We start from the raw sequence: 12,889 nt of genomic DNA, 5'->3' as shown, positions 1-12,889 counted from the left end.
ATTATTCATCGGGAATGTCTGGATTCACTAAAAAAGCCAAGAGTTGCAATGACTCTTGCCACCCCAGATAACAGCCATCGACAGGAATCACTTCTGGTAAACCAGACTGTGTGATATGAACTTCTGTTCCTACAGAGACCTCTTTAAACTCTACACGGACTTCAATTTTACCTGCCAGTTCAGGTACATCAAATTCATCGGTATAGCGTAATAAGCTATTTTCAATGATTTCATGATAGGTACCATGAAATGAATGCTGCATGCCTGTACTAAAGTTGGTAAAAAACATGCGATATTGACCACCCTCACGTACATCAAACTGCTCCACATGAGCCGTGAAACCATGCGGTGCCATCCATTTTACTAAAGCATCTGCATGGGTAAAAGCACGATAGACACGCTCGACAGGTGCACTAAATACGCGGTGTAACTGAACACTATTTGACATCATTTTTCTCGTTCTTTTCAAATATTCATGTTTAGTTTAAAACGCTAGAAATTAGAAACTGTAGCGTTATTGTGCGTAAATATAGAGCAAATAAAAAAGCATGTTTTTCAACATGCTTTTAATTTAGTGCTGACCTAAGCTTGGCCTTGCTCATAGTTTTCGTCGTCATCTTCTTCATCATCATAGACATACGCCATACAGCCCCAACCATCGTATTCACCACCAAACTGCTCTGCAATTTTGGTAAACCACTGTTCTAAGTCGACAATGTCAGAATACTCAGGTTCCATATAGACATAAATGGTAATGATCCATTCGGAAACATCATTGTCCTCATCGACAAATAAGGTAATTTTTTGTTCTTCTTGTAATAAATACAGTGCACATTTTTCAGCTTGTGACTGATCTTGAAAGGCGATCGAATATTCTATTTCATGGGGCTCTGACAGATCATCACCATCCTCAGCCATTTGCCAAAGTACATTTCCGTTGTCATCATCTGGATATAATTCAAAATCACGTGTCATGCGAATGTCCTTGTTATCTTTTGAGCCAATATAACGTTGGCAAGTGACAAAATAGTGACTTCAACATAGCATAATTTGCTCATTTTTTAGCAGGTGGATCTGATTTTTTCTGCCAATTTTTACACTTTCTTTTTCTATCTATTTGCAACTTTATTGTACAACTCGATGTTCAAGCACAATGTGGCTTTGTCCTTGCACATCCCCCGTTTTTAAACTGTTCAATAAAGCTGTAAATTTCAACTCTTCTAACCGTAGCGCAAGATAATGGTCCATAATACGAGCATGACCAAAGACAGCACCATAGTGATTAATTAAAGTAAAGTCATCGCGCAATGCTTGAAGTAGCAAACCGAGATTGTCTTGAGCAACGCGTTGTAAATAAAAGTCTGCTTTACTGTTAAATAACTGAGAAAGCAGTGCGATGGCGGATAAATGCCGATGCTCATCCAAAAATGCACAAGTGACCACTTGATTATGTTCTACAGCACGAATCACCTGCTGACGGACTTTGAGTAAATGATTGGCCGCATCCGTTTTCCCATAGCCTTCGATGAGTTCATCTAATAACTGCTCTGAAGGCAGTTGGTAAATGTGGCTGTGTGTTTCAATTTTATTGTTTAATGCTTTAGAAATTTCAGCCAACTGCTCTCGTTCTTCTGCCATGTGAAAAAATGCGCCTAACTTTTCCTTTGCCCGTTGCATGATGGTTTCTTTGGCTTTGAGCTCGTATTCCGATAAGAAGTGATTTACTTTTTCAATCCGTTGTCGACATTGATTGAGCATCTGTTCGGCGTCAAATTTAACCGTTTCTGCAAACAACTCCACTTGGCTCAGCCGTTCAATCACATAATGTTCGACATCAATGATTTCTTGATAATGACTTAGTGCTTGTTCACGTTGTCTGAGTGTTCCCACTTCAATTCTTAAACTCGTCAGTCGATGTTGTAATTCATGCTGTTGTTGTTCGTAAGCCTCTAAGGTATTTCGACTGCGCTCTAAATTACATTCTAAAATTTCAATCTGCTTTTTGTGGCCGAGACTCCGCCTTAATTGCCAAAAAATAATCGTACTGAGTAATGCAATCATGACAGCAAGTAGATAAAACATAGCCTATCTCCCAAAGGGAAAGTCATTTTTATTTTTTGAGGCTCATCTATTAAATAGCTTGTAAATTGAACGGCGAGCCTTATAACAGACAAACGTACTCTCAGCCCATCTCAAATTACTCAGCAATACCTTATCCAAAGAAGAAGCACATAACCTGACACTTTAAATAGACATATTCGCTATACATTAAGGAGGCTCTTTTACACTCTAACTTAGCTGTGTTTTGGGCAATTTTATATCCCAAATTTTAAGTATTTCTCAAAACATAGATAAAGTGTGACACAGTTAAAATGGCACATTTCCATGAATCGCAACCGATTTTCCACTTAAAGGCTGCTGAAAGGCGAGAAAACTGGCATGTAAAGCCATACGTTTTAATGGACTTCGTGTCGGCTCAGGGTGATACAACTTATCCCCTGTAATTGGATGCCCAATATATTGCATATGTACACGGAGCTGATGTGAACGCCCCGTAATCGGGGTCAGTAAAACTCGCGTAATATCGGTCTCAATGTCATAGCTAAGAGCTTGATAAAGTGTTTTTGCAGGTTTGCCCAACTCAAAGTGCACGATCTGCCGTGGGCGATTTTCCCAGTCGGTAATCAACGGTACGTCAACACTGCCTTCGGCATCCAACTGGCCTTGAACTAAAGCAATATAGTGTTTATTTACCGTGCGAGCTTGGAACATTTTACTGACGGCAACTTCGGCATCGCGGTGCTTGGCAAACATTAAAATCCCCGAAGTCGCCATATCTAAACGATGGGTAATTTTGGCATGTGGGTACTGAGCTAAAACCCTTAAATAGGCACTGTCTTGGTGTTCTGGTAAACGCCCCGGCACCGACAACAAACCCGCAGGCTTTTCAATCACCACCAAATCATCGTCTTCATAAACGATCACCAAGTCTTCTTGGGGAGGTGCATAAATAAAGTTGTCATTTAAAGCCATGAAAATAACAGCATAGAAAAGCGAGCGCGAAAAATAACAAGCTGTGTTTCTACTGTCAATCATCTCACCAATATAGAAAACTCTCTCGGCTATTGGTTTTTCGCCCTGTAAATCATAGTTGATCGGTCAGTACTGAATAAGAGGCTTAAGAATGAAATGATCCATGAGGAACTGAAACAACAGGATTTCTTAAACTTTGTTAGAAATCTAGAATTTTATTTTTGTTTTGCTGTTTATTCATTGGAGAAATTTTTTAGGGTGTCTGGGAAAACATGTTGTTTACTTCAACTATCATAACTTTGTAAGTGATGATCTTATAGCCTATAAACTTTTGATTTATAGCGTCCTAAGCCGAATCAAGACCTTTTGGGTAAGTACTACTCACGCGTTTTGCGCCACTGGTAGCATGCTACTCTTTTCGATCCCGTCACACCCTTGAGATATAATTTAACAATCCAAGGACGGGATTGTTTCCCGAAGATAAAGTCTTTTTGGCTGTTTTTGGAAAAAAATCCTAGATTATTATTCATATAAAAAATATTTTCCCAAATGAACCAAATTTATGATTTTTTTCGCACATAAAAGCACTTTTCTTAGGATTTTATTTCTTCAAAGGCAGATATCTTACTCATTCATTACTTTTGAACATTTGCATCAATTGAATAAGATTGCCACAAGTATCATCAAACACCGCTACCTTGACTGTGCCTGCTCGCGTGGGAGCTACGGTAAAATGTACCCCTAATTTTTTCAGGCGCTCATATTCCATATCAAGGTCATCCACTTGAAAAGAAGTATAGGGAATTAGATCTGCTTTGATCGCAGCCTTAAACGGCTGTGCTGCGGGATGTGCATCAGGTTCCAGTAGCAGTTCAACGCCCTCTTGACTTTCGGGTGAAACCAAGGTTAGCCAACGATAATCCCCCACAGGTACATCATGTTTCACTTTAAAACCGAGTTTTTCTGTATAAAACTGACAGGCTTTTTCTTGGCTATCGACCATGATGCTGGTGACATATATTTTCATTGTTATTCCATGCGTATCCGACTTTTCATAAATAGTTATAGCAGAAGCTTATGCTTTTCTGTGTTATGAATTAGACGTTTTTAGATAGGCATTTGTGAAACATTACAATGCTCACACGCTACTGATTCAGTGTAATATTTTGAGATAATTTGAAAAAAAGGGGATAAAAATATTTAAGAAATAAAACTTTATGATTTTTTGGGATCAGGAGATAACTTCAACGATTAAAACTGGGTAAGTTCTAAACTTTTGCCTATAAATGGATAATCTATAGCGTCCTAAGCTGAATCGAGACCTTGTGGGTAAGTACGACGCTGATCTGATAGATAACGAGTCGCAAACTACTCTTTTCGATTCCTGTGCCCTTGAACGTTATATTAGGCAAAATGATACGAAATAAAATTCCTAAGATTTGCTTATTTCGTCATAGGATGAAAAAAAATTTCCAAAAATTCAAAAAAACAAAGGAAATTTACACACATCAGCAGTTTTTTATTCTATTTCATTGCATACGTTCAGTCTTATTCGGTTTCTTGGCATTAAACTGCTCAAAACATTAAGTCCCCATATAGCCTTGCAGCCACGTTGCAATAAACCACCACAAACTGATCGCGGACATACCACAGAGTAAGTTCGCTAAAACTTTCTGCAAATTACTAAGCTGAGACAGATAGATTTTTCGGTTAATTACATACGCAACCACAGCTAAGGCTCCGCCGATTGCACCCCCAATGATCACTAAAAATAAAGGCCAACCTGCCATGAGATGCGCAACTGTACTCAGTTTCGGTTTCTCATTTTCAATCAACGTCAGTTCTTTATTTTCCATCATCCCCCCTATATCTTTTCATCATGCTCGCACAATATCTCAAAGCATATTCATTAAAATTAACTTAGCAAAAACCACGCCAATACTACTCAAAACTAAGATCGTCGATGTCCTGAATTTTGTTCAAATACATCGGAGCAATATTCACCTTGCTCCATATTTCTTTAAATTTGGGGTCGCTATCAGGGTCTTTATTGAGGTTTTCTCTGACGAGCTTCTTCGCGGTAAGAAAATTAACACTGGTTTCACTGTTCACATAGGGGCCGAAATTATCTGAACTGTCATAACCAATCAGGCGCATATCACGCCCCTCTATACGGAATTGGTAGGCCCAATATCCATAACGACCATGTGCATAATGCAGTTTTAACAAGCCTTTTTCGATAGAGGGCACCAACTCAGGGGCAAAGTACACACCGCCATCTTCATTTTCTGAAGAAAATAGAGTCAAGTTCTGAACGACTTTTTGGTAGCGCCCTTTCACATTCAACAGCACAACCACACCACGGCGGTTACGATCTAGTTTTCCACGATATTCATCGGTGACCCACTGTTTCGGATCCGTAGCTTTAACGATTAAAACCACATCTTTCAAGCCATCCTTGTTTAAGTCTCCTTGAATAGCGTCAAATAAAATATAGCTCGCAGGAATATAGGCCTTATAACGAAGGCTGTCTTTTTTTAGCTGTTTTTCTGCTGTACTCAAAGTGGTATCTGCATAAACCAATGAAGATGAAATCATCAATGCAATCACACCAAGCAAAACCATCTTGAAAGACTTAGGCATAAATATCCTTAAAATTATGAGCAAACATCAGACCTTACTTTTTATCCATCAGCATTATAAGCTTGAATAGAACGTGCAGACTGTTGATATTCTATGATCAGCATGAACAAACCATTTCAGAGATGTATTTTCATTAATTTTCGGCTTAAAGCTAAAGCTGGGATATAAGGTTTATCTGAATTTCAAATCCCGCCTAAAACAAAAAAAGCTTTGCAACTTGCAAAGCTTTGTGATGGTTCTCACCCGAAACAGCACTTGTCACAACCTTCGACTTTTTCTCTGGGCCAATTCATTCTTGCCCGTTTATAAGCCAGCTCATAATTGGCAAAATAACCAATCAGAATTTGATCCTCCGAGCTAGGTAAGTCTTCGCAGCCTAAGGATGCATTATGAATATGATGGATACCTTTTTCACTAGGCTGTTCATTTACAATAAATTTTATCATTTACAGCTCCCCCAAATAATTTTTATAAAGTTCAACTACAAACAAAACCATACAAAAAGTATGTATTTATAAAATTAAACGGATAGCGTATGAAAATCAATCATTATTTTAAAGATGAAACTGAGCCCTAAGTCATATCAAGCTAAAAGGACTAACGTCCACATAACCGAAAAATTAGCCACTCTATTTTTAAAATTTAGAGACCCAGCAACGCTATAAGAAAATGCCCGAGACTATAAGGGTGTGCTGATACTTTGTTGTTTTTTGCGTTTAAACCAACGTACGGCCCAGATCGCCAAAATAATACCCACAATCACCACCAAGACAGGAACCAGTAGTGACAGCACGGACAGTAAAACGGCACCTACCCATTCCACGGTAGACACCAGTGGATTGGCAACCCCGCCTGTCGTCGCGGTTGAAACCCCTCGAACGGCAACCGTACTCATTTGCACGGCGCCTGCTGTACCGCCACCGACAATGATTGCCGCTGCCCAACTGGCAAACTGTGACATTTCCCCACTGCTGACTGCCATCGTGGTGAGTGTTCCTGCGACCATCGCGGCTGGCGTTGCAATGGTGTCTAAAGCATTGTCGACCCATGGTATGTAATAGGCTGCGATTTCACAGACGGTTGCAATGGCTAAGGCGATGCATACCGATGGCATGTTTAACCATTCAAAACCTTGCATGGGTTCAAACCACCCTATGATTGAAGCAAGGCTCATAACCAAGAGTGGGACAAAGACACGAAAGCCACAGGCAGCACTTAAGCCAATGCCGATACAAAGTCCTAATATGGTTTCCATGTGCTTTTCCTGTGTGGCCTAAGTTGGGATGTTTTTATCTTTTTTTATAACTTAGCAAAAAGCCCTATCGGGTGATAGGGCTTTTCTTTAAAACAGTGGGTAACTGTTAAATCTTTGGCTTAGGCATTCTTATTGTTAAATTGATTGCCTTGGCATTTGGTACACGGGGGTAAACGATCTGTACCAATTTCTAAGTAGACGCGGTGTCCGCATTGAACACAAAAATAGAAGCCTGTTCCAGGTTTTTCGCCAGCAGTAACCATTTTTGTTCTCCATATGTTTAGAAAATGGTCTTACTAGTATATGCCTTTTATGATGAATGTCTATTGATCATTTCGACAAATGATGATGGCATTTGGGCAAGAAATGATTTCCATGGAAAATCTAAACGTCTTACAAGATGTCAGGTACTCCATTTTAACTTGCTAGCCGTAGGCTATATAAATTGATTAGCATTTACGCTGCACAATAAATTATAGGAATAACATTAGCTTCTTTCGTCGCATGTGAAAAAGACGATAAAATCCATAATAATTGAACAATGTGTCCTCGGACAGGCTGTTTGTTTTTTAATTTATTAAACTCTACCTGTATTGCTTGTTTTGAGATAAAGCTACAACTTAAAATACATTTCCTATATAACCTATGATTTTTTAACAAAGAATCAATATCCGTACTAAAATTCGGTGTAGTTTTTCTAATTCTATCTATTTGAGTTTGAGTACCTTTCCCGCTCTTGTATTGTTTAAGCAAAGACGTTGTAACTTTTTGATCAATTTGATCTTTTGAAAAGAACATGTTTCCTAAATTTTTTATACCTTGACCTACTACATCATGTAAGTTGCTTGCGGATGTTGATTCATCTCCATGTTTAGAGTGAATAAAGCTGATACTTAAGTCAGTTAAATTTAATGTTATGTGGTCTGCCCATTCATCACCTAAGTCATCGCAAAAAATATAGTCCTCATCAACACAAATATTTTCTACAAAACCAAACATAGAGTTAGCATCAAAAACTTTGTGAGTATCCGTAAATGTTCCTTTTTCTGATACAACTTTTTCAATATCTTTCTGTGGTTGAAGCATTTCAAGAATACTATCTACTTCTGAAATACCAGATCTATCCTCAAAACAATTATCCATAAAATACATATATTTAGGATCTTCAAACGTCACACTAAATAGTCCTTTTCGATTAATATAGGTCAGAAAATTTTCTAATTTACCATTCTCCTCAATTTTAATATTTTTTAATAAACTTTTACTTAAAATAGATAATGTATTTTTATTAATTCTTAGTTCTGAATTATTTTCAAAATCAACAACTTCTAAATCAGAATTAATCTCATAAACCTTTTCAAGGTTACTAAATAAATTAGCCTGAAATCTATCTGATACTTTTATATATTTTTTTGATCGCTTTTTCTTACTCCCTATCACCTCCATTTTTTTTAACTCGTACTTAAGTTTTAAAGTACCATCTAAAATATTATCAACAATTTGATATATATCAATTAGTAATGCAGAAGGTTTTGAGTTTTCAAGCACTTCTTTTAATTGAATTTTTTTAGCAAATAAACTTAAAAAATCATTTTGATTAGCTGTTGTAAGCAATTGTATTTGAAGATTAGCCCAATCAACAATATCATCAATAGATTGTCTAGCAGATGATTCAACTACACGTCCTGTACCTGAAATAGATTTTACTCTGCTTCCATCTCTTACTTTTATATGCGATGGAATTGAACGTCCTGCTGCGTGTGTTGATAAGGTTCCTCTAAGATTTGATGCTTCATATGAACGGCTACGTACAGCTTTATCCGATATCGTCATATTTCTGAGAGACATTCTCTGGAATTCAACATTGCTCCCAAACAACTTACTTAAATCTTGGGTTTGAATTAATTCAAACTTATCTTTTAGTATTTGTGAGAAGTTTGCACAACTTTTACTTAACACAACTAAATAATCATCTATTTCAACTAAAATGATAAAAGCAAATATTCTATCTTCAATATTATCATCACTAAGAAAATAGACTGGTTTGGTTGTTGGAAAAACCTTAGCTGTTAGCTTATATTCAATATTTCCAGTTGTAGTTCTTATATCTCGAAAGGTCTTAAGTATAAAATCTGAATCTTGCTCTTGGTTTGAAGTAGCTTCATTCAAAACATCAGAAAGAACATTTTCATCTAGGCAATTATTCGTCTTATAAAACTGCACATTCTTTGTTAGTTCCAATCTTTCTGGCATATCCCCCCCTATTTTTATAATAAAAAACCCTATCACCAAGATAGGGCCTTTTAGAGTAAATTTCAATCAATTATAGACTAAATATCAAGCCACATTCCCTTCCAAGAAATCCTGCGCAAAGCGTTGTAATACCCCACCCGCTTCATATACAGACACTTCTTCTTCGGTATCTAGGCGACAGGTTACAGGCACTTCAACAATTTCACTCTTACCTTCATCCGTGGCACGCTCAATGACTAAAGTTAAAGTCGAACGTGGCGCGATATTACCAATCACGCTATACAGCTCCGTACCATCTAGCTTCAACGTTTTGCGGTCAACACCCGCTTTAAACTCAAGTGGTAACACGCCCATACCCACTAAGTTAGTGCGGTGAATACGCTCAAAACCTTCCGCTACAATTGCTTCAACACCTGCAAGACGCACGCCTTTAGCAGCCCAGTCACGGCTAGAACCCTGACCATAATCTTTCCCTGCGATGATGATAAGAGGTTGCTTACGATTCATATAAGTTTCAATCGCTTCCCACATACGCATCACTTCGCCTTCAGGCTCAACACGTGCTTTCGAACCTTGCTTGATCGTACCGTCCGCACGAACCACCATTTCATTAAACAATTTTGGATTCGCAAAGGTTGCACGTTGTGCCGTCAAATGGTCACCACGATGCGTTGCATAGGAGTTAAAGTCTTCCTCAGGCACACCCATTTTATGTAGATATTCACCCGCTGCCGAATCCATCATAATTGCATTCGATGGTGACAAGTGATCTGTGGTGATGTTGTCAGGCAAGATGGCAAGCGGACGCATATTTGCCAATGTACGTGGTGCAGCCAAAGCCCCTTCCCAGTACGGCGGACGGCGGATATAAGTACTTTGTGGACGCCAATCATATAATGGACTTTCTGCTTTTTCAGTAACACCCAAGTCAAACATTGGAATGTACACTTTACGGAACTGTTCAGGTTTCACCGCTTCTTTGACCAACGCATCAATTTCTTCATCTGATGGCCAAATGTCTTTCAGGTAAATTGGACGACCGTCTTTGTCGTTTCCTAGTGCATCTTTTTCAATGTCAAAACGAATGGTTCCTGCAATCGCATAAGCCACAACCAAAGGCGGAGAAGCCAAGAATGCTTGTTTTGCATAAGGATGGATACGACCATCAAAGTTACGGTTACCCGAAAGTACCGCTGTTGCATACAAGTCACGGTCAATGATTTCTTGTTGTAGTTTAGGGTCTAAAGCACCCGACATTCCATTACAGGTGGTACATGCATAAGCCACGATCCCAAAACCGAGTTTTTCTAAGTCGTCCAACACACCTGCTTCTTCAAGGTATAAAGCAGCAGCTTTAGATCCTGGTGCAAATGATGATTTCACCCACGGTTTACGTGTTAAGCCCAATTCATTGGCTTTACGTGCCAATAGACCCGCAGCAACCGTATTACGTGGGTTTGATGTATTGGTACATGACGTAATTGCAGCAATAATCACAGCACCATCAGGCATTAAGCCATCGGTACGTTGCTCAACTACACCTGCAATACCTTTTTCTTTTAAATCAGCCGTAGAAACACGAGCATGTGGGTTTGATGGGCCTGCAATATTACGTGTTACCGTTGAAAGATCGAAGCGAAGTACACGTGGATATTCTGCTTGTTTCATATCCGATGCCCAAAGACCAATTTCTTTGGCATAGGTTTCAACCAGCGCAACTTGCTCAGCTTCTCGACCTGTCAGGGTTAAATAATCAATCGTGTTTTGATCGATGTAGAACATTGCCGCAGTTGCGCCATATTCAGGCGTCATATTGGAAATCGTGGCACGATCCCCCACTGACATGCTATCTGCACCTTCACCAAAGAACTCAAGGTACGCACCGACTACACGCTCTTTACGTAAGAATTCAGTCAATGCTAAAACGATATCGGTTGCAGTGATCCCCGCTTGACGTTGTCCAACAAATTCAACCCCGATAATGTCTGGAAGACGCATCCAAGAAGCACGACCGAGCATTACATTTTCAGCTTCTAAACCACCTACACCAATCGAAATCACACCAAGTGCATCGGTATGTGGCGTATGTGAGTCTGTACCAACACAAGTATCTGGGAATGCCACGCCTTCACGGTTTTGCACCACTGGAGACATTTTCTCCAAGTTGATTTGGTGCATGATACCGTTCCCTGCTGGGATCACATCGACATTTTCAAAAGCGGTCTTAGTCCACTCAATAAAATGGAAACGGTCTTCGTTACGACGGTCTTCAATGGTGCGGTTTTTCTCAAAGGCATCTGGGTCAAAACCACCGTATTCCACAGCTAAAGAGTGATCGACAATGAGCTGAGTTGGTACCACAGGATTCACTTTCGATGGGTCACCACCTTGGTCAGCAATGGCATCACGTAAACCTGCAAGGTCTACAAGTGCTGTTTGTCCAAGAATGTCATGGCACACCACACGCGCAGGATACCAAGGGAAATCGTGATCTTGTTTTGAGAAAATCAGTTCTTTTAGTGACTGCTCCAAAATGGCAGGATCACAACGACGCACTAACTGTTCAGCCAATACTTTTGAGGTGTATGGAAGTTTTGCATAAGCGCCTGGCTGAATCTGTTCAACGGCTTCTCGCACATCAAAGTATTCTAGCTGGGTGCCTTGCAGTGGTTTGCGGTGATTATTGTTCATAGCGTTCCTGCCTTTGGTGTTTCATTTTTCTTCACTGTCTTTACTAGACAATTCTTCTTTGTCTGCTAGGCATACTACACTGTCGAAAACCCATTTCCCAAATCGTTTATATTTCATAAGCTTAGGTATAAAAATAGGGGGGTTTGAAATATTTAGTTACATTAACTTTTAAATATTTACTCTAAATATGATTTTTTCTGAAAAATAGCGGAAAATAGCCCTAATTCTTTAGTATTAGATTTTAAGGTAGGCGAGCAATTCATGAGCGATCTAGCTTTCTCCTCTTTCACTTTAATTGGTGTAGATGCACTCAAATTTTTACAAGGGCAAGTAACGGTCAACGTTGAAGCTTTAGCTGAAAATACAACGCAATACACCGCCATTTGTGACTTGAAAGGTCGTATCCACTTTGGTTTGTGGCTGACAAAACGTAATCCTGAGCACTTTGAAATTGTGACCACGCAAGACCAGTCGGAAGAGTTTGCCAAACACATTAAAAAGTTTGGTGCTTTCTCTAAAATGAAACTTGAACCTATGGGTTCAGTTTTTCCAACCTTCACACAAGACCGTACCACCTTTTCTGCTGAGCCTACCGATATTGCAGCATGGCAAGTGCAAGCCATTACTCATGGTGAAGCGTTTATCGACCAAGCTATTGAGCATGTGTTTCAACCTCAAGAGCTTCGTTTACACCAACGTGAAGGCGTGCACTATGACAAAGGCTGTTACTTGGGTCAGGAAGTCATTGCGCGTTTATGGTTTAAAGCCAAACCAAAAGCGTGGTTGCATTTAATCCAGGGTACAAGCAGTACGCCTGCGCAAGCGGAACAGTTGAATAAAGGTATTCAAGTGGTGAACAGCGCTGCAATTGATGGCGGTTATGTCGCATTGGTGGTGGCACGTCCTGAGTCTTTGAGCGAACTGGATGTGACGGTTTTAGACTTACCAGAACACTTAAATGGTGATGTGGCAAGACCGCAGTAAGTTTATATTTTTTAGAATGTTATGATAAAT

The 12,889-nt window shown here is 39.3% G+C and carries 13 protein-coding genes; 1 reads left to right on the top strand and 12 read right to left on the bottom strand.

Annotated features, from left to right (window positions below):
* Position 1: 1 nt before the first annotated feature.
* From ACE01U_RS07225 to acnD, 12 genes are all read right to left on the bottom strand, one after another.
* The gene (locus ACE01U_RS07225; protein ID WP_171264420.1) at positions 2–451 is read right to left on the bottom strand and encodes an SRPBCC family protein; all 450 of its coding nucleotides are present in this window, start codon (positions 449–451) and stop codon (positions 2–4) included.
* Positions 452–582: 131 nt separating this feature from the next.
* Positions 583–975 carry a ribonuclease E inhibitor RraB gene (locus tag ACE01U_RS07220; protein ID WP_086208762.1) on the bottom strand — a complete coding sequence of 131 codons (393 nt, stop codon included), beginning with the start codon at positions 973–975 and terminating at the stop codon, positions 583–585.
* A 150-nt stretch (positions 976–1,125) separates the two neighbouring features.
* Positions 1,126–2,082, bottom strand: a complete 957-nt coding sequence (locus tag ACE01U_RS07215) for an SNIPE associated domain-containing protein (RefSeq protein WP_119063721.1) — start codon at positions 2,080–2,082, stop codon at positions 1,126–1,128.
* Between the two features lie 285 nt (positions 2,083–2,367).
* A complete protein-coding gene (locus ACE01U_RS07210) occupies positions 2,368–3,033 on the bottom strand; it encodes a pseudouridine synthase (RefSeq protein ID WP_395579061.1) in 666 nt (221 codons plus the stop codon).
* A 628-nt stretch (positions 3,034–3,661) separates the two neighbouring features.
* Complete coding sequence (locus ACE01U_RS07205) at positions 3,662–4,060, bottom strand: VOC family protein (protein WP_395579060.1); 399 nt, start codon at positions 4,058–4,060, stop codon at positions 3,662–3,664.
* Between the two features lie 556 nt (positions 4,061–4,616).
* Positions 4,617–4,889 carry a hypothetical protein gene (locus tag ACE01U_RS07200; RefSeq protein ID WP_395579059.1) on the bottom strand — a complete coding sequence of 91 codons (273 nt, stop codon included), beginning with the start codon at positions 4,887–4,889 and terminating at the stop codon, positions 4,617–4,619.
* Positions 4,890–4,974: 85 nt separating this feature from the next.
* On the bottom strand, positions 4,975–5,631 hold the full coding sequence (locus ACE01U_RS07195) for a hypothetical protein (protein WP_395579120.1): 657 nt from the start codon (positions 5,629–5,631) through the stop codon (positions 4,975–4,977).
* Positions 5,632–5,915: 284 nt separating this feature from the next.
* Entirely contained in the window at positions 5,916–6,122 is a 207-nt protein-coding gene (locus tag ACE01U_RS07190) for a hypothetical protein (protein ID WP_086208767.1), read from the bottom strand.
* A gap of 233 nt (positions 6,123–6,355) precedes the next feature.
* On the bottom strand, positions 6,356–6,931 hold the full coding sequence (locus ACE01U_RS07185) for a DUF4126 domain-containing protein (RefSeq protein WP_395579058.1): 576 nt from the start codon (positions 6,929–6,931) through the stop codon (positions 6,356–6,358).
* Between the two features lie 119 nt (positions 6,932–7,050).
* A complete protein-coding gene (locus ACE01U_RS07180; protein WP_004695201.1) occupies positions 7,051–7,194 on the bottom strand; it encodes a zinc ribbon-containing protein in 144 nt (47 codons plus the stop codon).
* 193 nt (positions 7,195–7,387) lie between these two features.
* Positions 7,388–9,184 carry a hypothetical protein gene (locus tag ACE01U_RS07175; RefSeq protein WP_395579057.1) on the bottom strand — a complete coding sequence of 599 codons (1,797 nt, stop codon included), beginning with the start codon at positions 9,182–9,184 and terminating at the stop codon, positions 7,388–7,390.
* Between the two features lie 84 nt (positions 9,185–9,268).
* The gene (acnD, locus tag ACE01U_RS07170) at positions 9,269–11,875 is read right to left on the bottom strand and encodes a Fe/S-dependent 2-methylisocitrate dehydratase AcnD (protein ID WP_395579056.1); all 2,607 of its coding nucleotides are present in this window, start codon (positions 11,873–11,875) and stop codon (positions 9,269–9,271) included.
* Between the two features lie 261 nt (positions 11,876–12,136).
* Between acnD and ygfZ the strand changes: the two genes are divergently transcribed.
* Complete coding sequence (ygfZ, locus tag ACE01U_RS07165; protein WP_395579055.1) at positions 12,137–12,859, top strand: CAF17-like 4Fe-4S cluster assembly/insertion protein YgfZ; 723 nt, start codon at positions 12,137–12,139, stop codon at positions 12,857–12,859.
* Positions 12,860–12,889 lie beyond the last annotated feature (30 nt).

The organism is Acinetobacter halobius (genome assembly GCF_044130335.1).
Lineage (GTDB): Bacteria > Pseudomonadota > Gammaproteobacteria > Pseudomonadales > Moraxellaceae > Acinetobacter.
This window is presented reverse-complemented; position numbering and strand designations above follow the sequence as displayed.